Annotated in this window: 19 protein-coding genes; 6 read left to right on the plus strand and 13 right to left on the minus strand. The window is 61.9% G+C overall.

All coding sequences use genetic code 11. From position 1 onward, the window contains the following. Window positions 1-25 precede the first annotated feature (25 nt). On the plus strand, window positions 26-1,351 hold the full coding sequence (locus C4K39_RS15870; protein WP_217884147.1) for an MFS transporter: 1,326 nt from the start codon (window positions 26-28) through the stop codon (window positions 1,349-1,351). Window positions 1,352-1,355: 4 nt separating this feature from the next. Continuing rightward, the gene (gene add, locus C4K39_RS15875; protein WP_124346953.1) at window positions 1,356-2,372 is read left to right on the plus strand and encodes an adenosine deaminase; all 1,017 of its coding nucleotides are present in this window, start codon (window positions 1,356-1,358) and stop codon (window positions 2,370-2,372) included. Window positions 2,373-2,476: 104 nt separating this feature from the next. Here the strand turns inward: add and C4K39_RS15880 are convergent, their stop codons facing one another. The 4 genes from C4K39_RS15880 to C4K39_RS15895 all read right to left on the minus strand — a co-directional run bounded on the left by C4K39_RS15880 (window position 2,477) and on the right by C4K39_RS15895 (window position 7,249). Further along, entirely contained in the window at window positions 2,477-3,763 is a 1,287-nt protein-coding gene (locus C4K39_RS15880) for a porin (RefSeq protein WP_124346954.1), read from the minus strand. A gap of 76 nt (window positions 3,764-3,839) precedes the next feature. Further along, window positions 3,840-4,199, minus strand: a complete 360-nt coding sequence (locus C4K39_RS15885) for a cupin domain-containing protein (protein ID WP_124346955.1) — start codon at window positions 4,197-4,199, stop codon at window positions 3,840-3,842. A gap of 2 nt (window positions 4,200-4,201) precedes the next feature. Continuing rightward, window positions 4,202-5,812, minus strand: coding sequence for a N,N-dimethylformamidase beta subunit family domain-containing protein (locus C4K39_RS15890; RefSeq protein ID WP_124346956.1), 1,611 nt, complete (start codon window positions 5,810-5,812; stop codon window positions 4,202-4,204). 27 nt (window positions 5,813-5,839) lie between these two features. After that, window positions 5,840-7,249 (minus strand): APC family permease, encoded by a 1,410-nt coding sequence (locus tag C4K39_RS15895; RefSeq protein WP_164487299.1) that lies wholly within the window; start codon window positions 7,247-7,249, stop codon window positions 5,840-5,842. 316 nt (window positions 7,250-7,565) lie between these two features. On the opposite strand from C4K39_RS15895, the gene C4K39_RS15900 reads away from it, so the two are divergent. Then, window positions 7,566-8,177 (plus strand): TetR/AcrR family transcriptional regulator, encoded by a 612-nt coding sequence (locus C4K39_RS15900; protein WP_124346958.1) that lies wholly within the window; start codon window positions 7,566-7,568, stop codon window positions 8,175-8,177. 72 nt (window positions 8,178-8,249) lie between these two features. Continuing rightward, window positions 8,250-8,528 carry a LytTR family DNA-binding domain-containing protein gene (locus tag C4K39_RS15905; RefSeq protein WP_164487300.1) on the plus strand — a complete coding sequence of 93 codons (279 nt, stop codon included), beginning with the start codon at window positions 8,250-8,252 and terminating at the stop codon, window positions 8,526-8,528. A gap of 45 nt (window positions 8,529-8,573) precedes the next feature. Here the strand turns inward: C4K39_RS15905 and C4K39_RS15910 are convergent, their stop codons facing one another. After that, a complete protein-coding gene (locus C4K39_RS15910) occupies window positions 8,574-9,596 on the minus strand; it encodes a helix-turn-helix transcriptional regulator (protein ID WP_124346960.1) in 1,023 nt (340 codons plus the stop codon). Window positions 9,597-9,675: 79 nt separating this feature from the next. Here C4K39_RS15910 and C4K39_RS15915 point away from each other — a divergent pair, with 79 nt between their 5' ends. Continuing rightward, a complete protein-coding gene (locus C4K39_RS15915) occupies window positions 9,676-10,554 on the plus strand; it encodes a phytanoyl-CoA dioxygenase family protein (RefSeq protein WP_124346961.1) in 879 nt (292 codons plus the stop codon). A gap of 249 nt (window positions 10,555-10,803) precedes the next feature. Next, complete coding sequence (gene nadA, locus C4K39_RS15920; protein WP_068579158.1) at window positions 10,804-11,862, plus strand: quinolinate synthase NadA; 1,059 nt, start codon at window positions 10,804-10,806, stop codon at window positions 11,860-11,862. Window positions 11,863-11,924: 62 nt separating this feature from the next. On the opposite strand, the gene C4K39_RS15925 is transcribed toward nadA, so the two are convergent. The 8 genes from C4K39_RS15925 to gcsR form a co-directional block, all read right to left on the minus strand. Next, window positions 11,925-12,413, minus strand: a complete 489-nt coding sequence (locus tag C4K39_RS15925) for an RDD family protein (protein ID WP_068579159.1) — start codon at window positions 12,411-12,413, stop codon at window positions 11,925-11,927. 96 nt (window positions 12,414-12,509) lie between these two features. Further along, window positions 12,510-12,722 carry a cold-shock protein gene (locus tag C4K39_RS15930; RefSeq protein WP_007977299.1) on the minus strand — a complete coding sequence of 71 codons (213 nt, stop codon included), beginning with the start codon at window positions 12,720-12,722 and terminating at the stop codon, window positions 12,510-12,512. Window positions 12,723-13,112: 390 nt separating this feature from the next. Then, window positions 13,113-14,237: a glycine cleavage system aminomethyltransferase GcvT gene (gcvT, locus tag C4K39_RS15935; protein WP_124346962.1), complete on the minus strand. Its 1,125-nt coding sequence runs from the start codon at window positions 14,235-14,237 to the stop codon at window positions 13,113-13,115. Between the two features lie 39 nt (window positions 14,238-14,276). Continuing rightward, window positions 14,277-15,653 carry an L-serine ammonia-lyase gene (locus C4K39_RS15940; RefSeq protein ID WP_068579164.1) on the minus strand — a complete coding sequence of 459 codons (1,377 nt, stop codon included), beginning with the start codon at window positions 15,651-15,653 and terminating at the stop codon, window positions 14,277-14,279. A 115-nt stretch (window positions 15,654-15,768) separates the two neighbouring features. Beyond that, window positions 15,769-18,618: an aminomethyl-transferring glycine dehydrogenase gene (gene gcvP / locus C4K39_RS15945; RefSeq protein WP_124346963.1), complete on the minus strand. Its 2,850-nt coding sequence runs from the start codon at window positions 18,616-18,618 to the stop codon at window positions 15,769-15,771. Between the two features lie 10 nt (window positions 18,619-18,628). Further along, the gene (gene gcvH, locus C4K39_RS15950) at window positions 18,629-19,012 is read right to left on the minus strand and encodes a glycine cleavage system protein GcvH (protein ID WP_068579169.1); all 384 of its coding nucleotides are present in this window, start codon (window positions 19,010-19,012) and stop codon (window positions 18,629-18,631) included. A gap of 386 nt (window positions 19,013-19,398) precedes the next feature. Beyond that, window positions 19,399-19,812, minus strand: coding sequence for an anti-virulence regulator CigR family protein (locus C4K39_RS15955; RefSeq protein WP_124346964.1), 414 nt, complete (start codon window positions 19,810-19,812; stop codon window positions 19,399-19,401). Between the two features lie 118 nt (window positions 19,813-19,930). Next, window positions 19,931-21,439, minus strand: coding sequence for a transcriptional regulator GcsR (gene gcsR / locus C4K39_RS15960; protein ID WP_124346965.1), 1,509 nt, complete (start codon window positions 21,437-21,439; stop codon window positions 19,931-19,933). Window positions 21,440-21,505: the final 66 nt, after the last annotated feature.

Genomic DNA, 21,505 nt, shown 5'->3' on the forward strand with positions numbered 1-21,505 from the left:
TGGTCCGATTCCCGAGGCTACCGTGATGAGTCCTATGAACACCCTGAGCCTGCGTCGCTCGCAATGGACCGCCGTGGTGCTGTTGATGCTGATGGGCATCATCAACTACTTCGACAGAAGCACCGTGGCGATCGCCAACCATCTGCTCAGCCGCGACTTGGCCCTGAGCGCCACGCAGATGGGCTGGATCTTCTCGGCGTTCTCCTGGGCCTATGCCTTTGCGCAACTGCCCACCGGTGCCCTGGTGGATCGCAAAGGGGCTCGGCTGGTCCTTGGCTGGGCCCTGGCGGCCTGGTCGGTTGCACAGGCGGTCTGTGGCCTGACCACCTCGATGTTGCAATTGCTGGCGGCGCGAGTCTGCCTCGGTATCGGCGAGTCGCCGCAGTACACCGGCGGGGTCAAGGTGATCAGCGACTGGTTCCGGGTGAGCGAGCGTGGCCTGCCTACTGGCGTGTTCCTGGCTTCCACCACCATTGGCTCGATGATTGCGCCACCGTTGCTGACCAGCTTGATGGTCACCTTCGGCTGGCGCGGCATGTTCGTCATCATGGGCGTGGTGGGCGGCTTGCTGGCGGTGGTCTGGCTGGTGGTTTATCGCGATCGCAACGAGGTGCGGCTCGCACCCGAGGACCAGGCCTACTTCCAGGACGACACCGAGGTAGCGGTGCCCAAGGCCAGCTTCGCCGACTGGAAGGGCTTGTTCCTGCATCGCACCACCTGGGGCATCGCCCTGGGGTTCGTCGGCGTGATGTACATGGTGCTGCTGACCCTGGCGTGGTTGCCCGGGTACCTGGCCGGAGAGCGCCAATTGAGCGTGGAAGGCACCGGCTGGGTGCTGACCATTCCCTACCTGTTCGCGACACTGGGCATGTTCAGCAGCGGCTGGGTGGCCGATCGCTTGATCGCAGCCGGTATCCGTCCCATCGCCAGCAGGAAGCTGCCATTGATCGCCGGCTTGTTGGGCGGCGCGTTGTTCAGCGTGCCTTCGGTGTTCGTCGACAGCATCGTTGCCTGCATCGCCTACCTGTCCGTGGCGATGTTCTTCGTCAATCTGGCGGGTGGTTCGGCCTGGGGCCTGGTGAGCGTGGCGGCGCCGCGCCAGCTCGTGGCGTCGCTGGGCAGCATCCAGAATTTCATCGGCTTTTTCGGCGGCTCGTTCGCCCCGGTGGTGAGCGGCTGGATCATCGACCGTACCCACTCCATTGCCCTGGCCTTCGTGTTGGCGGCGGGCGTGGCCTGCCTGTCGGCCCTGGCCTATTTCCTGTTGGTCGACCGGCCGATAGCCGCCACGGGTGACCAGGGCACCACTCAACGCAATGAACCCGACGTAATAATAAAAACAGGAGCCTGATCCGATGTTGCCAACCACCCTTACCCACGATTTCATCAAGGGCCTGCCGAAGGCCGAATTGCACCTGCACCTGGAGGGCACGCTGGAGCCTGAGCTGAAGCTGGCCCTGGCAGAGAGGAACCGGGTCGATATCGGCCAAACCACCATCGAGGAGGTCAAGCGCAGCTATCAGTTCGATTCGCTGTCGTCATTCCTGCAGGTGTATTACCCGGCGATGAATGTCCTGCAGAGGGAGGAGGACTTCTATCAACTGGCCATGGCCTATCTGCACAAGGCCCGGGAGCACAATATTCGCTACGTCGAGTTGTTCTTCGATCCCCAGGCCCACACCAGCCGCGGCGTCGCTTTCGAAACCGTTATCAACGGCTATCACTGGGCAGTCCGCGAGAGCGGTGCCCTTGGCGTGGAAACCGCCCTGGTCATGTGCTTTTTGCGGGACATGTCCGCGCAGTCGGCCGCCGACACCTTGGAGCAGGCCCTGGCGCACCGGGACAAGATCCTCGGGGTCGGCCTGGATTCCGATGAGAACGGCAACCCGCCGGGCAAGTTCCGCGAGGTGTTCCACAAGGCCAGGCAGGCGGGTTTGCACCTGACCATGCATTGCGACATCGACCAGCACAACTCCATCGGCAACATTCGCCAGGCCTTGCTGGACATCCAGGTCGATCGCCTGGATCACGGTACCAACATCGTCGAGGACCCGGAGCTGGTGGCCTATGTGCGCGACCGGGGCATCGGCCTGACTTGCTGCCCGGTATCCAATGGTTTTGTCGGTGACATGAAGGGCAACGAGATCCTGCAATTGCTGCGGGCCGGGGTGAAGGTCACGGTCAACTCCGATGACCCGGCGTACTTCCAGAGCTATGTGTCCGACGATATGTTCGCCCTGGCGCAAAACTACCCGATGACTCCTGCCGAGATGGTGCAACTGGCACGAAACTCCTTCGACGCCAGCTGGCTGTCGGACGACAGGAAGGCGGCGTACCAGCAGGAGATTACCGACTACGTGGCGGGTTATTGAGAGCAGAGCCCCAGGACCGATACCGCACGGCTTGGCATCGGTCCCGGAGCCTGTCGATCAGGTACTGCATGGAAGGGGCTACGGGCCCCCTGCGCGCCAGGGCATCACCAGCCGAAAGAGACGATCATGCCCAGGAAGGTCTGCATGCCGCTTTCTCCGTAGAGCGCCTTGGCACCCTGTTGTGGCTTCCACAAACCGACGATTGGGATGACCAGCAAATTGGCAGTCGGGGTGATCTGGAAGTACAGGTCCAACTCATCCCCCAGGTGCTCACGGCTCCTCTGGCTGCTGAAGCGATAGGCCATGGCAGTGATCGCCAACTGATCGTTGAGGGTGGTCCGCAAGGAGGCCCTGTGGATGCGCGCGTTGGTGTTGATCGCAGCAAAGGTCCCGGCGATTTCGCCCTGGACCCAGGCCGGGTTGCCAACGATCGATCCATAGAACAATGGATCGAACTGTTCCGATTTCTGGGTCGTGGGGTCATCGCCGGAGAAGCGGGAATAGCGGTAGCCAACTTCGGGTGTCAGGGGCATGGAGTCGAACTGATAGCGGGCGCCGGCATACCAGGCATTGGCCTGTACTGTGCTGGAGCGCTCTGCGGCATACCCTCCTTCGATCGATAGCGCCTCGAAACCCAGGTTGGTCTTGCCGCGAAGGTTGTACACATCGAGCCCTTGGCGCAGGGAGAACATGCCTTTGGCTCGTTGCCGGTCGACGTTATCGACTCGCAAATACGCGCCCGCGATGTTGTTTCCGACACTGGGGTCATATTCGATGTTGATGCCCTTGAGCTGGGGCGAGCCCTGCCCGTCGTTATCCGATTCCAGATGGAACCCCTCGATCCGCAGCGTCTGGGTGGGTTGCAGGCGCAGCAGTGTCGCCTGGGCGAAAGAGCGTCGGCCAGCCAGGTAGTACAGCCCCCCGCGATTGAAGCCGTTGCCAGCTCGTTCGCCAAAGTTGAGCTGGTCGCCAGCAATCAGGAATGCGTCGCCCATCACATAAGGCTGGCGCCCGGTGGAGATTTCCAGCCAGTCGTTCTTCCAGCCGACATAGGCATTGTCGACGTCGGTCCGGTATTCGTGTCCGGTGCTGGAGCCGGCCGGGTCGCCATCACCGAACAGTTTGGAACTGATGAAACCCAACTTGGCAAAGGCGCTACCGTCAGCAACGGGTGTCGTACCGCTGAAGGTGCCGCGGGCATAACTCTCTACCCAGGTACGTGAATGTTCTTTGGCCGCTGCGAAATCGAAGGAGCTGTAGAGGCTGGCCGCGGTGAGTTCCAGATTGAAGTCCAGGGTGCTGGTCTCGTCACGGTAGAGGGACTGCGCATGAGCGCCGGCGGCGCCACTCAACATGCAGGACAACGCCAGGTTTCTTGTAGTTGTTTTCATGGGTTTGCCTTCTTGAGGATGAACGAAGCTGCTCCCCCGTCTCGACCGAGCAGGGGGAGGGACGTGGTTCAGTGGGTCAAGGCGTGTCGAGGGCGACGAAAATCTTGCTGGACGGTTCCAGCGTCAGCCAGATACCGGTAAAGCCACGGGGGACGAAGAACGCATCCCCGGTCTTGAAGTCCTTGCGTCCGCCATCGGGATCGATCAGGGCGACATGCCCACCGAGCATCACGCAGATTTCGTTGTACGGGTACGACTCCAGTAGCAACTGGCCCGGCTCCCCGGACCAGGTACCACCAAACAGGCTGCCGCTGCTGTTGGCAAAACAGCGGTATTCGGTTTCGCGCCAATCGCTCGAGGCCATGCCATCCGGCCATTCGGGATTGATGGCCTGACCCTGGCCCAGGGTGATGCTGATGATGTTTTCGATAGACATGGCTAGTTCTCCCTTGTTGGATTGCCAATGAAACGGTCGAGCACGTTGCGGGTGATGATTTCGGTGAAGATGTCGTGTCGGATCAGGCCGTTGACCCATTCACAGCTGCCAGCGTTGAACACCTCGCCAGCGCCTCTCTTGAAGGTGGCGACCATGCCGCTGCCATAACGCTTGTCCTTGAGATGAGCGGGGGGCGTGTCGCCGTACACCGCTTCGAGCAAACTGTCGAACTCCCAGGCTGGGGCTCCCAGCGGGACCTGGCCCTCCCAGCGGTCGTCGGCGCCCACCACGGCTGGCGCCATGGCGAGGATCTCCAGTGAATCTGGGGCGCCATCTTCATGGGTGGGGTAGGGCAGGCCACGCCGGAAGGTGTATTCGACGCCGTCCAGTTCGAAGGCCGCGATGCAGGTCGGGGCTGCGCCGAACTGGTCGCCGTAGTACAGGTCGGTGTTGGCGAATGCCCAGTGCCCGGGGCGATAGACGGTGAACCCGCCGCTGGAGCGCGGCGTGGTGCTGCCATAGCGGTTGTAGCAGCCGGCGATTCCGGTAAGTCCCATGGTGCTGGCGCCGGGGCGACCGACCTGGGGACTGTCCCAAAAGGTCGTGACGCGCTCGGGATGGATAGTGGCCTGTGGGTCCAGGCGCGGGTCCTTGTAGCAGACCTGGGTCGTACCATCGGCACTCAGGCGTACCTGCCAGATGAAGTTGCCGGCGAAGCGAGCCAGGTGCCCACCTGCATCCAGGTAGTGGTCCAGGGCGTCGCGCATCTCCCAGGACCAGTATTCGTCATGGCCAACGATGATCACACAGCGGTAGGAGGCAAGCGTCTCGGGAGAGAAATGCAGGTCCCACTGGGTGAGAAAGTCGAAGGCGTAACCCTGTTCTTCGGCCCAGACCAGGAAGGGTCGCTCATAGGTGGCCCAGAAGGCATCGGCGTGGTGGCGCGAGTAACCATTGGCCTTGGCCCATTCGTACACCTCATGCCGGGGTTCCCAGCCTGGTGGCGGGGTCGTGGAGTGGGCATTGCGCGGGGCGCCGTCGGGCTTGCTCAGGAAGCCTCGCCCCAGCGGGCGCATCAGGGACAGTTCGGCGCAGGGGCCATCATCTTCCGGGGCGCCACGATAGCTGTTGGCGCCTCCCCAATCGTTGTAGGCCGCCAACGTGCTGGTCGTCAGCAGCATGACGGCATCACGTCTGCGTGCGCCGGCCTTGACCACGAAGTAATGTTCGGTGTCCAGGGTCTCCCCGGGAAACTCTGCACTCAGGCGCACCAGGTAGAAACCGCTGCTCCAGCTTTCATCGATCGTGATGCTGGTGGCGTACGGCCAGTTGCAGCCCTGGGTGTAGGCATCGGTGGGCGTCGCCTGGCGAAAGTCTCCCTCGAGTGTGCGTTGCAACACGCAGTGTGTCGCCAGGCCATCGCGGACGATGCTCAGTTGCAGGCGCCTGGCGGTGGAGTGGATCGCCAGTTGGACGCATTCACCGGCGCTATACGACGGTTTGTCGGTATAGCACCAGACTTCGCGGGCCTGTGGCGCCTCGCAAGGTCGTTCCGACGCCCAGCCGGGAATGCTCCATGCGTGCCGGGCACGCCCAGAGGATGAGACGGTCATGGTTTCTCCTTGGAAAACGGGGTGGGATCAGTGGACAGGGGGTTCGTGGCAGGTGGATACCTGCCCATTGAGTCGAAGGCTGCGAATGACACCCGCACCGAAGGCGAGTACCAGAGGCAGCAGGATCGCGGCATTCAAGGGTTGGGAGAGGCCGGTGAGCAATGGCATATCCCGTACCAGCAGGCCCAGCACCGATAGCAGCATGACGCTGGCGCTGGCGGGGGCGATGAAGCGCTGCCAATACGTTGTGCCGCTAGCCTTGCCATGGAAGTGACGTATCGCCGCCAGGGAGGCGAGCACCTGCAGGATGAGGACGCCCACCAGGGTCGGTGTGTTGGTCCAGATGATCAGTTGGCGGTAGGGGTCGATATCGGCGCAGTAGGCCAGCAGTATGACCAGGCCAACCAGGACCGCCTGGAAAAGTCCGGCGAAGCTCGGAACACCATGACGGTTGCGCCTGGCGAAAGGTGCCGGGAGCATTCGTTCCTGTGCAATGGACAGCAGGTAACGGGAGCTGGCGTTTTGCAGGGCCAGCACGCCGGCGAAGAAACTGGTCACCACCAGTATCAGCATCAGCGATGACCAGAAGGAACCCAGGTAGCGGTTAGCGAGGTTGAAGACCAGGTTGGTGGTATCGACCGCCAGCACTTGCTGGAACTGGTCAGGCCCGATGGCGATGTAGATGCTCCAGGACGTGAAGAGATAGAACAGCGTCAGGAATCCGATCGCCAGGTAGGTGGCGCGGGGGATTGTGCGCTTGGGGTCATGCACCTCTTCGCTGTATAGGGCGGCCTGCTCGAAGCCGATGAATACGACGAAGGCCAGGACCAGCAGCGTTCCGGTACCGGGAGACAGCAGGGCGCTTGGGTCGAGGCTTTCAAAGCGTATGCCTTGGGCTCCCCCCTTGATGAAAACCACGGTGGCGAACAGCGCGAGGATGCCGATTTCCGCAAGGATCAGCAGGGCCATGACGCGTGCGTTGAACTCGATGCGGTGATAAGCCATCAGGCCACAAAGGAACGTGAGCCCCAGTGCGCAAGCGCCCCAGGAGGGGGCTGTGCCGAACATCCCGTGGATCGCCTCGCGAGTGAACAGGCCTGCTGCGGCACAGAAACCCACCTGGCCCAGGGTATAGGCCACATAGGCCATCAACGCCGCCCCCAGACCGAGGTGTGGCCCCAAGCCGATGCTGACGTAGGTATAGAAGGCTCCCCCCCGGGTCGTATGCCGGACAAAGTTGAGGAAACCAATGGCAAAGACCAGGTAGACACTGCCTGCCACGATAAAACCCAGGGGCGTCGCCGGGCCGCCAATCAGGAAGGCCAGTGGTGCGAAGCCCGCGATGGATGTCAGCGGCGCGGCGGCAGCGATGACAAAGAAAAACAGACTGCTGGTACCCAGGGAAGAACGCACAGGATTTCTGTTTTGTGTGGACATGGGCTGCTCGACGATGCCATCAGGCATCTGTTCTGTTGCTGTATTTCCAGGCATGAGCCGAACCGGACCTTCACGAGCAATGCGTGAAGCGATGCGCAACGGCGGGCTGGCGTGATGAGAGACGACACACCGAAAGTGTGCTTCCCGGGGATCAGGGGACGGTATGTGGCGGCATGGGGGACCTCTTATTGTTGTTGTGGTCGTGGTTATTTTTTAGTTCATGAAAAACTTATAGTCAACTATAAATTTTTCTCGGTTAAACTGGCGACGCTAATGCGCCCGGGGCGATTTCATTTACGGACATAAAGGATGATCAGTGGCAGGGTTGAGAGAGCGGCAGAAGGAAGAGCGTCGCAAGGCCATCATCGACGCGGCATTGGGTCTGTTTTCCCAGCAGGGTTTCCACGGCACCACCATCGAGCAGATTGCCGCAGGGGCGGGGGTCTCCGTGCCGACCGTATTCAACTACTTCGGTAGCAAGCAGCAGATCCTTCTCGACATCCTCAGTGGATCGGACGAGTTGGTGGTGCTGGACTCGCGTACCGCACTGGAAGGATTTGAAAACGCGGTGGAGGCGCTGTGTTACCTGGAGAGCCATGGCATCTTGCATACCTTGCAGATCCTTCCGGCCTCGATATGGCGGGAAATCCTTCCGCTGATGCTGACGCCAGGCAGTGCATTCTTCGATGCCTACCAGGACTCCCTGAAGAGCCACCAGCAGCAGATGTCCGGCCTGGTGGAGCGCCTGATGGAGAAGGGCATGCTGGATCCTCAGCTGGATGTGGCGCTATGCATCCAGGGCTTGATGGACATCAGCTTCATGCAACTGATTCGATTGGTGGCCGAAGATCCGCCCGATCTGGAGGCGCATCAGGACTACATCCGGGGGGTGATCCAGATGCTGGTCCGGGGCATCAAGGTTGGTTAGAACCTGCTTTGCCCTTGCCAACTGATGGACGGCCGAGCTGGCTACTCATGCGGTCAAGGCCTGTCTGGCGCCATGCAAATCCTGGTGATCAAGGCGGAAGAACACTACGTGCGCATCACCACCAGTCGTGGGGAAGAACTGGTTCTCTACCGTTTCAGCAATGCACTGGCCGATGTTGCCGAGGAAGATGGTTCTCGCGTGCATCGATCCTACTGGGTACGCCGGTGTGCCGTTGTTTCCAGGCGCACCCATGGCAAGAACATGGAGCTGCTGATGAGCAACGGCGTGGTAGTACCGGTAAGCCGTTGCTATCACGAACTGGTGAACAAAATGGTCAGGGTACAAGGCTAGAGGCAGTGCGGCGTCGAGTCCTCGATGGGGCGAGCCGAGCGGCCATCAGTCAGCTCGGCTCGAGCGCCGTCCACCGCGATAGGCCCCTGGCGCAAGCCCGGTCCATTGCTTGAAGGCGCGTTGGAACGCACTGGGTTCGGAGTAGCCCAGCAGGTGTGCCAGGTCGGCGACGCTCATCGAGCCACGTGCCAGTTGGGCGCAGGCCAAGTCGCGCCGCAGGTCTTCGCGGATACCGAGGAAGCTGGTGCCCAGGCTTGCCAGCTTGCGCGCCAGGGTTTGTCGGGAAAGCCCCAGGGCCTGGGCGGCAGCGATCTCGGACAGGCTGGCGAAGGGCTCGGCTGCGCACAGCAGGCTGCGCAACTGCGTCTCGAGGTGGGGCGCGGGAGCTTGCGCGATCAGGGTCGGCAACAAGTGGCGGGTGAAACGTGCTACTTCCTCGGGGCGCCGCAGGATCGGGGCACGCAAGCTGGCCACTGGTAGTTCCAGCAGGGCCCTGGTACCGCACCGGGGCTGGTGGCCGAACAGGAAGCGCGATTGCGGGGCGAACGTGGCGAGGTGCTCGGGAAGGACGATCTGGCGCAACGGCAGGGTTTGCCCTGTGAGCCAGCTTGCGCTGTGCCAGAGCGCCAGTAGCAACATATGGGGCCAGAGCGTGGAGTCGGCCTGGGCTGTCGTTCGCGGAACCAGTACCAGGCGGGCACTGTTGAGGTCCTTTTCCAGCTGCCAGGGCCGTGCACCATCGAACAATTGGTAAAAACGCGCTGCTTCTTCAAGAGCGTCGGCCAGGGTGGGCAGGTGCACCAGCAGTCGCAGCAATTGCGCGAAGCTGCCCAGGGGAACGGGCCGGGCGAAGAATCCGAAGGCTTCGTCGTGACTGGCTCCCACGGCCAGCCGGCTCAAGGCCCGGTAGGTGAGGGGAGCCAGCCGATGACCGTCATGCAGCATCTCCCTGGACAGCCCGCAGCGTTGCAGCAGGGCGTCGTGGGTGGTTGCATCCAGGCGCAACTGAGCCAGCAGTTCGCGGGCAAAGCGGGCGGGAATGGTCGGGGCAACGATCCAGTCGGTCATGTCAGTTGAGGCAAAGCGTCATTGGCGGTTGCGCCAGGGTCCTACAAATTGAGGCGACCTACCACCCGGGAGCAGAGCAATGAATAACAAGACCTTGCCCGAGCAGCACGACTACATGCACAGCGGTTATGCCAGGACCCATCCATCGACTGCTGGCAGCCAGGAAGCCGTGGCACCGGCGCTGCTGGAAAACCTTGCCAGGGGCTTGCAGCGCGATGGCTTCGTGGTGCTCGAACGCCTGTTCGATGAGCAGCAGGTGGATGAGATGCGCAGGGCGCTTGGTGGGCTCTTTTCGCATCACACCGGACGCAATGCCTTCGAGGGCATGCGCACCCAACGCCTGTACGCGGTGATCGCCAAGACCTTGGCTTGCAACCCTTTGGTGGAGCATCCGCTGGTGCTCGGCCTGCTGGATCGGATCCTGGCACCGAACTACCTGCTGTCCCAGCTGCAGGCCATCAATATCCTGCCGGGAGAGGCCGCGCAGAGCCTGCATTACGATGATGCGTTCTATCCGATGGCGCGTCCGCGGCCACCTTATGGCGCAGCCACGGTCATGGCGGTGGATGACTTCACCACGGACAACGGCGCCACCCTGGTCATCCCCGGTAGCCATCTCTGGGATGGTCGCCTACCCACCGAGGCGGAGCGGGCCTGCGCGCAACCGGTGGTGATGCCCAAGGGATCGGTGGTGTTCTTTCTCGGCACGCTTTGGCATGGCGGTGGCGCCAATCACAGCCAGGCACCGCGCTTGGCCCTGACTGCACAGTATTGCGAGCCCTGGGCACGCCAGCAGGAGAACTTCAGCCTGTCGATCCCGCGCGATACCGTGCGCCAGTGCAGCGAACACATCCAGCGCTTGCTGGGCTACTCGATCCATGCGCCGTTCATGGGCATGGTCAATGGCATGCATCCCAAGCGAGTGCTGGAGGAGCCGTCCAGCGTGGGCGCCGACTGAGTGCCAATGGCCGTTGGCCCGGTCGAGCCGCTAGCCGGGCCAACAGCGTTTTGCCCGTCAGTCGGTATGCGCTGTGAAGATCAGCCGGCGGACAGAATAAGCTTTTGAATACCCGGGATATTCTGTAGCCTTGCGCGGCTCCAACGTTGTCCGTGCCTGATGAATTCACTCTCCCGGCGGGGCCCTGAGCGGTCCGGAGCCGGTGGTATACTCGACTTTCGCGCCCAAGCGCCTGCAGGTCTTGCGAACATGACGCAAATTTCCGAACGCCTTCTGGTTCAAGCCCACCTCGACGCCAAACAGCCTGTGCCCCTGAGTGCTGAGCAAGAGGCTCATTTCCGTGCCGCCATCGCGGCTGAGCTCAAGGCTCAAGATGCGGTGCTGGTTGCCCACTTCTATTGCGACCCGGTGATCCAGGCCCTGGCCGAAGAGACCGGTGGCTGTGTTTCCGATTCCCTGGAAATGGCCCGCTTTGGCAATGCCCATCCGGCCAAGACCGTGGTGGTGGCCGGCGTACGCTTCATGGGCGAGACGGCGAAGATCCTCAATCCCGAAAAGCGCGTGCTGATGCCGACGCTGGAGGCTACCTGCTCCCTGGACCTGGGGTGCCCGGTGGATGAGTTCTCCGCCTTCTGCGACCAGCATCCCGAGCGTACGGTAGTGGTGTACGCCAACACTTCCGCTGCGGTGAAGGCCCGGGCCGACTGGGTGGTGACATCCAGCTGCGCCCTGGAGATCGTCGAGAGCCTGATGGACAACGGCGAGAAGATCATCTGGGGCCCGGACAAGCACCTGGGCACCTATATCCAGCGCCAGACCGGTGCCGACATGCTGCTCTGGGACGGTGCCTGCATCGTGCATGAAGAGTTCAAGTCCAAGCAGCTCGAAGACATGCGGGCCCTGTACCCGGATGCGGCGATCCTGGTGCATCCAGAGTCGCCAAGCTCGGTGATCGAGTTGGCCGATGCGGTGGGTTCCACCAGCCAGTTGATTGCCGCGGCGCAGCGCCTGCCGAACAAGACCTTCATCGTCGCAACCGATCGCGGCATCTTCTACAAGATGCAGCAGCTGTGCCCGGACAAGGTCTTCATCGAGGCACCTACTGCCGGTAATGGCGCGGCTTGCCGCAGTTGTGCCCATTGCCCGTGGATGGCCATGAACACCCTGGAGCGCACCCTGCATTGCCTGCAACAGGGCAGCAACGAGATCCATGTGGACCCGGCGCTGATCCCCAATGCCATTCGCCCACTCAAGCGCATGCTGGATTTCACCCAGGCTGCGCGGATGAAGCTGGCTGGCAACGCCTGAAGGTTGTTGTCACGGACAAAAAAAACGCCCCGATCTGTCGGGGCGTTTTCATATGGGGCAGATCATTTTTTCCGCTTGGGGATACGCACCAGCTGGGTGTTGGAGTAGATGTCGTGCCAGCTGCGTTTCTGCTTGTCTATCAGCACCCAGAAAAAGCCCAGCCCGGCACACAGCCACGAGGCAATGGACACCATGAAGCGCAGCAGCGCTTGCCACAGGTTGATGCGGCTGCCATCGGCGTTCTGCACGCGAATGCCCCAGACTTGCATGCCCAGGGTCTGGCCGGTGTGAGTCCAGAACTTGGCGAAGAAACCGAACAACACGAACAAAAGGACGGTGGAGTACAAAGGATCACCGTCCAGCGCCCCGGACTCGGTCAGGGTCCGCATACGGGCTTCACCGATGATCTGCATCTGGATCAGTTTGTAGATGCCGCCCGTGACGATCAGCAAGGCGACGCACAGCAGGAAATCATAGAACATCGCTGCCAGGCGACGACCCAGGCCGGCGGCGGGGAATTCGCCTTGGGGGCTTAGCAGATGTTTCGACATGACAGGCTCTCATCTGAAAAAAGAAGCCATTTTACGGAATTGCACGCACGAAAAAGCCCCTGATGTCAGCATCAGGGGCTTTTTCGTTACAGACGATTAAGCTTCTGCTTGTACTTCGTCAGCCTGCATGCCTTTTTGGCCTTGCACAGCGATGAAGGTCACTTTCTGGCCTTCTTTCAGGCTTTTGAAGCCGTTGCCTTGAATGGCGCGGAAGTGTACGAACAGATCCGGACCGCTCTCTGGAGTGATAAAACCAAAACCTTTCTCGTCGTTAAACCACTTGACGGTACCGCTCTGACGTTGGGACATTTCTTATTTCCTTTGACGCTAAAAAATTAATGACAGTCTCTTCCTTTGGAAGAGTACTGGGCTGGGTTGCAGGAAAGTAAGAGACGTCGAACGGGTGTAGCAAACTTGTTAGCTACTGCCCAGGTCACGATTCCAAGCGACCCATGCAAACACAGTGGGGAAACTCTACGCCAACTATGGGAGAAAAAACAAGCCCCGCGAAGCCCCGGTTTTACGCAGCTTGCCGAGGTTTGGCAGAACTAGCGCATGATGCTTATTCGATAGGATTGTTCAATTCTTTTCGGGGGTTATAAGTGACTTTCAGTATCGAAAATATGCACTGTTTTATGGCGGTTGCGTTACAGATTAGTGCACTTTTAACGCAACCGCGTTACTTATAGAAACAGTCCTTTAGCCACGGTAGTAGCGTTGTGGGACGAATGGCATTTTGCTTACAAGCATTGGCACCTTTTTCCCACGAACTATTGCGGCGACCGGCGTATCGAGAGCGGTGTACTGGATATCCAGGTAACCCATGGCCAATGGTCCACCCAGGGTCGGGCCAAAGCCGCCACTGCACACGCTACCGATGATGTTGTCGTCGGCATCGACGATTTCCGCGCCTTCGCGTACCGGTGTGCGTTCCTGGGGCAGCAGGCCGACACGCTTGCGCGCCACGCCTTCTTGTTGCTGGGCGAAGATCACTTCGGCACCGGGGAAACCACCGGCCCGGGCACCATCGGCGCGGCGGACCTTGGAGATGGCCCAGAGCAGGCTGGCCTGGATCGGTGTGGTCTGCTCGTTCATGTCATGGCCATAGAGGCACAGGCCGGCTTCCAGGCGCAGGGAGTCGCGGGCGCCCAGGCCAATGGGCCCCACTTCTGGTTCGGCCAGCAGGGCGCGGGCGATCTTTTCCGCCTGGTCGGCGGGAATCGAAATCTCGAAACCGTCTTCACCGGTGTAGCCCGAACGGCTGACGAAGCAATCCACCCCTAGTAGCGTTACTGGCTTGAACTGCATGAAGGTCATCTGCGCCACTTGCGGTGCCAGGCGCGCCAGCACCGTGACCGCCGCCGGGCCTTGCAAGGCCAGCAGGGCGCGCTCTTCGAACAACGGCTGAATATCGCATTGCTCGCCGATATGCCGGCGCAGGTGGGCCAGGTCCTGGTCCTTGCAGGCGGCATTGACCACCAGGAACAGCTGCTCGTCGCCCAGGTTGGCCACCATCAGGTCGTCGAGGATGCCGCCTTGCTCATTGGTGAACATGGCATAGCGCTGCATGCCCACAGGCAGGTCGATGATGTCTACCGGCACCAGGGTTTCCAGGGCCTGGGCGGTGTTGGCGCCACGCAACAGGATCTGGCCCATGTGGGACACATCGAACAACCCGGCTTGCTCACGGCTGTGCTGATGTTCCTTCATTACCCCCAGCGGGTACTGCACCGGCATGTCGTAGCCGGCGAACGGCACCATGCGCGCCCCCAGTTCCAGGTGCAGGTTGTGCAGCGGGGTTTTCAACAGTGTTTCGGTGGACATGGGCAACTCCTGAAAATGAGCCGATACCTGGCTTGGGTATCAGCACTCGATAATGTTCACGGCCAAACCGCCACGGGCGGTTTCCTTGTATTTGCTTTTCATGTCGGCGCCCGTCTGGCGCATGGTGCGGATCACCTTGTCCAGGGAGACGAAATGTTGTCCGTCTCCGCGCAAGGCCATGCGCACCGCATTGATGGCTTTCACCGAGCCCATGGCATTGCGTTCGATGCAGGGCACCTGCACCAGCCCGCCAATGGGGTCGCAAGTCAGTCCGAGGTTGTGTTCCATGCCGATTTCCGCGGCGTTCTCCACCTGCTGCACGCTGCCACCCAGTACCTCGCACAGGGCGCCGGCGGCCATCGAACAGGCCACGCCCACTTCCCCCTGGCAACCGACTTCGGCGCCGGAGATCGAGGCGTTTTCCTTGTAGAGGATGCCAATGGCGGCGGCGGTCAGGAGAAAACGCACCACCCCGTCCTCGTTGGCCCCGGGGATGAAGCGCATGTAGTAGTGCAGGACCGCCGGGATGATGCCGGCGGCACCGTTGGTGGGCGCGGTGACCACCCGGCCGCCATTGGCGTTTTCCTCGTTGACCGCCAAGGCATAGAGGTTGACCCAGTCCAGTACCGACAGCGCATCGCGCAGGGCCGCTTCCGGGTGCTTGCACAGCTGGCGGTACAGGGCCGGGGCCCGGCGCTTGACCTTGAGCCCGCCCGGCAGCACGCCTTCATGGCGGCAACCGGCGTCCACGCAGTCCTGCATGACTTGCCAGATCTTCAGCAAGCCTTCGCGGGTCTGGGCTTCCGGGCGCCAGGCACTTTCGTTGCCCAGCATGACCTGGCTGATGGACAGGCCATAGGTGCTGCAGTGCAGCATCAGCTCCTTGGCGGTCTTGAAGGGAAAGGTCAGGGGCGTGGTGTCCTCGACGATGCGGTCGGCGCCGGCGGCATCCTCATCGACGACGAAACCACCACCCACGGAGTAGTACTCGCGGCTGCGGATCTGCAGGCCGGCGCTATCGAAGGCACGAAAGATCATGCCGTTGGGGTGATAGGGCAGGGGCTTGCGGATCAGTGCCAGGTGTTCTTTCTCGTTGAACGCGATGCGCTGTTCGCCGAGCAGGTTGATGCTGGCGCTGCTACGTATGGCTTGCAGGCGCGCGGCAATATTCTCGGTATCCACGGTGTCCGGCTGTTCGCCTTCCAGGCCCAGCAGCACGGCCTTGTCGCTGCCGTGGCCCTTGCCGGTGGCGCCCAGCGAGCCGTACAGCTCGACCTTGACGCTGGTGGTGGCGGCCAGTAGCTGCTCACGGCGCAAGCCCTCGACGAAGCGCGCGGCTGCGCGCATCGGGCCAACGGTGTGGGAGCTGGAGGGGCCGATGCCAATCTTGAACAGGTCGAACACACTCAGGGACATGTGGGGTTCTCCGGTTTCTTGTTATAGCGGCAGCGGTAAGTCACAAGCCGCAAGCTGCAAGTCAGAAGTCGGGCGACTCTTGCTTGCAGCTTGAGGCTATTAGCTTGTTGCTGCCTTAAGCGTAGTTTTCGATCGACGGGCAGGCGCACACCAGGTTGCGGTCGCCGAACACGTTGTCGACCCGACCCACAGGAGGCCAGTACTTGCCTTCGACCAACGAAGCCACCGGATACACCGCTTGTTCGCGGCTGTACGGATGGCTCCACTCGCCCACCAGTTCGGCAGCCGTGTGCGGAGCGTTCTTCAGCGGGTTGTCGTCCTTGTCCAGGGCGCCGTTCTCCACCGCGCGGATTTCCTCGCGGATACGGATCATGGCGTCGCAGAAACGGTCCAGTTCTTCCTTGGATTCACTTTCGGTCGGCTCGATCATCAAGGTGCCAGCCACCGGGAACGACATGGTCGGGGCATGGAAGCCGAAGTCGATCAGGCGCTTGGCCACGTCGTCGACGCTGATGCCACTGCTGTCCTTCAATGGGCGCAGGTCGAGGATGCATTCGTGGGCTACCAGGCCGTTGCTGCCGGTGTAGAGCACAGGGTAATGCTCTTCCAGGCGACGGGAGATGTAGTTGGCATTGAGGATCGCCATCTGCGAGGCACGCTTGAGGCCGGCACCGCCCATCATGCTGATGTACATCCAGGTGATCGGCAGGATGCTGGCGCTGCCGAACGGCGCGGCGCAAACCGCGCCTTGCTTGTTGGCCAGGGCCGCATGGCCAGGCAGGAACGGTGCCAGGTGCGACTTGACGCCGATCGGGCCGACACCCGGGCCGCCACCGCCGTGGGGAATGCAGAAGGTCTTGTGCAGGTTCAGGTGGGACACATCGCCACCGAACTTGCCCGGGGCGCAGAGGCCGACCATGGCGTTCATGTTGGCGCCGTCGATGTACACCTGGCCGCCGTTGTCATGAATGATGCCGCAGATCTCGCGGATGCCTTCCTCGAACACGCCGTGGGTCGATGGGTAGGTGATCATCAGCGCAGCGAGGTGCTCGCGGTGCTCGATGGCCTTGGCTCGCAGGTCTTCGATATCCACGTTGCCACGGGCGTCGCAGGCGGTGACCACCACGCGCATGCCGGCCATGTTGGCGGTGGCCGGGTTGGTGCCGTGGGCCGAAGACGGGATCAGGCAGATATCGCGACGACCTTCGCCACGGCTCTGGTGATAGGCGCGGATCGCCAGCAGGCCGGCGTACTCGCCCTGGGAGCCGGCATTGGGCTGCAGGGAGACGGCGTCATAGCCGGTGGCGGCGCAGAGCATCGCTTCCAGTTCGCTGGTCAGTTGCTGGTAGCCGGTACTTTGCGCGGTCGGAGCGAAGGGGTGCAGGGCGCCGAACTCGGCCCAGGTGATCGGGATCATTTCGCTGGCGGCGTTGAGCTTCATGGTGCACGAGCCCAGCGGGATCATGGTGCGGTCCAGGGCCAGGTCCTTGTCCGCCAGCTTGCGCAGGTAGCGCATCAGCTCGGTTTCCGAGTGATAGCGATTGAAGACCGGATGGCTGAGGATCGCCGACTGGCGCACCAGTGCCGCAGGAATGCGACTGGAAGTGGCCTTGGCCACGGTGGCGAAGTCTGGCACCGACTTGCCCTCGGCCAGCAGTGTCCACAGGGTCTCGACGTCGGCCTGGGAGCAGGTTTCGTCCAGGGACAGGCCCAGGAGCTCGGCGTCGATCACCCGCAGGTTGATGCGCTGTGCACGCGCCTGCTCATGCAGCGCGGCAGTGCGGGCACCGGTGTGCAGGCTCAGGGTGTCGAAGAAGCCTTGCTGCTCGACAGGCAGGCCCATTTCGGCCAGGCCCTGGGCCAGGATCGCCGTCAGTTGGTGGATGCGCTGGGCAATTTGCGCCAGACCCTTGGGGCCGTGGTAAACGGCATACATGCTAGCGATGTTGGCCAGCAGTACCTGGGCGGTGCAGATGTTGCTGGTGGCCTTCTCGCGGCGGATGTGCTGCTCGCGAGTCTGCATGGCCAGGCGCAGCGCCGGCTTGCCGAAACGGTCCACCGAGACGCCGACCAGGCGGCCGGGCATGTCGCGCTTGAACGCATCGCGGGTGGAGAAGTAGGCGGCGTGCGGGCCGCCGAAACCCAGCGGTACACCAAAGCGTTGGGCGCTGCCGATGGCCACGTCGGCGCCGAATTCGCCCGGCGGGGTCAACAGGGTCAGGGCCAGCAAGTCGGCGGCGACGGCCACCAGGGCGTTGGCAGCATGGAAGCGCTCGGTCAGCTCGCGATAGTCGAACAGATCGCCGTTGCTGGCCGGGTATTGCAGCAGGGCGCCGAAGAACGGGCTGACATCGGTCAGTTGACGTTCATCGCCCACCACCACATTGATGCCCAGCGGTTCGGCCCGGGTACGCAGGACGTCGAGGGTCTGCGGATGGCAGTGCACGGAAGCGAAGAAGGCATGGCTGCCCTTGTTCTTGCTCAGGCGCTTGCAGAAGGTCATGGCTTCGGCGGCGGCGGTGCCTTCGTCGAGCAAGGAGGCGTTGGCGATCGGCAGGCCGGTGAGGTCGCTGATCAAGGTCTGGAAGTTCAGCAGGGCTTCCAGGCGGCCCTGGGAAATCTCCGGCTGATACGGGGTGTAGGCGGTGTACCAGGCCGGGTTTTCCAACAGGTTGCGCAGGATCGGCGAAGGGGTGTGGCAGTTGTAGTAGCCCTGGCCGATATAGGTCTTGAACAGTTGGTTCTTGGCGGCGATGGCCTTGATCGATGCCAGGGCCTGGGCTTCGCTCTGGCCGTTGCCCAGTTCCAGTACGCTAGTGCCCTTGATGCTCTCGGGGATCACACTGGCGCTCAGGGCTTCCAGGGAGTCGAAGCCCAGGCTGGCGAGCATGGCTTGCTCATCGCCCTGGCGCGGGCCGATGTGGCGGCTGATGAATTCGTTGGTGGTGGTCAGGTTGACGGTCATGGCGGACTCCTCAGGCCTGGGCGTTGGCTTGGATCAGGCGGTCGTAGGCGTCCTGGTCCAGCAGTTGGCCAACGGCAGCGGCGTCGGCAGGAATGAAGCGGAAGAACCAGCCTTCGCCCAGCGGGTCTTCGTTGACCAGCTCCGGGCTGTCTTCCAGGGCCGGGTTGGTGGCTACCACTTCGCCATCCAGGGGCATGTACACGCCGCTTGCCGCCTTTACCGATTCCACGGTGGCCGCTTCGGCCCCTTTTTCGTAACCCTGCAGTTCAGGCAGTTGCACAAACACCACATCGCCCAAGGCGTTCTGGGCGAAAGCCGTGATGCCGACGGTGACGCTGCCATCGGCTTCGGTACGCAGCCATTCGTGATCTTCAGTGAAACGCAACTCGCTCATGGAAACTCCTTAGGGCCAGATTTCGTCTGGTGGACGCGATTGAATGCTCGGGCCAGGCCGAGCCGAATGACGATGTCCATAGCAAGAATGTGGCCAATATTGATTTATTTCTTATAAATCAATTGGTTATTGATGTTTTTAGGATCTGGGGATTTGTTCGCTGTAGCGAAATCGCTACAGTAGAGAGCCCTGAAAAAACGCTTTGGGTATCAAAGCCTTGGGCGACGGTGCTTGGCTCTGGCTGTATCGAAATCGTTCCACTGTAGCGCTTTCAGTACAGGTAAAGGTCGTTTCCAGGCGTGCAGCCGGTGATGGAGCCTGGCAGGGCCGACAACCAAACTCTTCGGCCCCCAGGCTCATTGGCCCTGGCCTGCGGTCACTGGGATTCAATCGAGAATGCCGTGCAGCACTTCATAGATCACCCCAGTGGCGATCGTCACCAGGATCAGGTCGGTTCCGGCTTGCTGCCATTCATAACCGTCGTAGCGAGGCAGATGCCCGAGCAGCCGGCCATCGAGTTTCTTCGCAATGCCGGGTGGGAGCGGTTTGCCCCGAGCGAGTTTTTTCTGGATACCGGGAGGCAGTGACGGGCCGGGGCTCCAGTACCCCCGGTTGCCCTCGAGGATGCCGCGTATCCCGCCTGGGTCGATGGATGGACCCGCCTGGCTGTCACCGGCATTTCCTTGATGGCCATGCTGTTCGCCATGGCCTTTGCCTTTTCCCGGGTCTGCCTGCGGTGAAAGGCAGGTGCCGACCAGGGCCGCGCCCAATGCGACCACCAGCAGAGACTTGGTTTTCATGCCCGGTCATCCTCGTATGCCTGCCCGAGTGTTTGAGCGTAGCTGCTGTTCAATAGGGCGTAAGGATGAAGGTGCCGCAGGGGCTCATCGGGCGTGGAGCAACAGGCATGAGGGGCTTTCAGGCCTTGCCGGGGATACCGTATTTGCGCAGGCGATGGGCGATGGCGGTGTGGGACGTTTGCAGTCGGCTGGCCAATTGCCGGGTGGAGGGGTAGTTGACGTAGAGGCTTTCCAGCAGCTCCTTCTCGAAGCTTTCCACGGCCTGTTCCAGGCTCTGTACCTCGACATCGTTCTGGCGTGCCACCGACGTACCGGCGATATCCAGGTCACCGATGTCCACCAGGTTGCTCTCGCAGATCGCTGCGGCCCGGAAGATCACGTTCTGCAACTGGCGCACGTTGCCTGGCCAGCGATTGCCCAGCAGCGCCGGGTAGGTGCCCGGCGTCAGGCGGCATACCGGTCGCTGGATCTGGGTACAGGCCTGCTGCATGAAGTAGCGGGCCAGGAGCAGGATGTCCTGGCCGCGCTCGCGCAACGGCGGTACCTCGATGTTCAGCACATTGAGGCGGTAGAACAGGTCCTCGCGGAAACTGTCCTCGCTGACCATTTTCTCCAGGTCGCGATGGGTCGCGCTGAGGATGCGCACATTGACCTTGATCTCGCGGTCGCCGCCGACGCGACGAAAGCTGCCGTCGTTGAGAAAGCGCAGGAGCTTGGCTTGCAGGTAGGGCGACATCTCGCCGATTTCATCGAGGAATACCGTGCCCTGGTTGGCCAGCTCCATCAGCCCTGGCTTGCCCCCGCGCTGGGCCCCGGTGAAGGCCCCCGGGGCATAGCCGAACAACTCGCTCTCGGCGAGGTTTTCCGGCAGCGCGGCGCAGTTCAGCGCCAGGAACGGCGCGCTGTGGCGGGTACTGATGGCGTGACAGGCCCGGGCCACCAGTTCCTTGCCGGTCCCGGTTTCACCCTGGATCAGCAACGGGGCATCCAGGGCCGCTACCCGCTGGGCCCGGGCCTTGAGGGTACGGATCGCTGGCGATTCGCCGAGCAGGGCGTCGAAGCCTTCGGCGTGATCGTGGTGCAGCGCCGACAACTGCTCGCCAATACGGTTGGGCTGGTACAGGGTCAGCAGCGCACCGGCATCGGTGATGGGGGTGGCATCGAGTAGCAGGGTCTGGCCATTGAGGATGATTTCCCGAAGGGGCAGGCGAAAGCCGTTTTCCAGGAGGGAGGCGAGCAGGCCAGGGTCGGCAAACAATTCGGCGACGCTTTCTCCCGCAGGTTCGCGACCGCACAGGGCAATCAGCGCCGGGTTGGCCAGCAGGACCTTGCCGGCGCTGTCCAGGGCCAGCACTGGATCGGTCATGGCTGCCAACAGGGCATCGAGCTGCAGGTGGCGACGTTGGCCGGGCAGGATGTCGACCACGGTCACTGCCTGTACACCTCGTACGTTGAACAGGGCGTCGCGCAGCTCTTCCAGGACTTCGGGGCTCAGTGTCGGGGCGTCGATGTAGACGTTGGGTGGCACCATTTCCACCGCATCCAGGTTGAGATTACGTCCACCCAGCAGGGCCAGGACTTCCTGGGTGATGCCGACGCGGTCGATGAAGCTGACATGGATACGCATGGGGTGACGGAAGGTTCTGGGACACTGAGGGGCGCCAGTATGCCTTGGACGAAGGGCTTAGTCGAA

Source organism: Pseudomonas sessilinigenes, assembly GCF_003850565.1.
Classification (GTDB): domain Bacteria; phylum Pseudomonadota; class Gammaproteobacteria; order Pseudomonadales; family Pseudomonadaceae; genus Aquipseudomonas; species Aquipseudomonas sessilinigenes.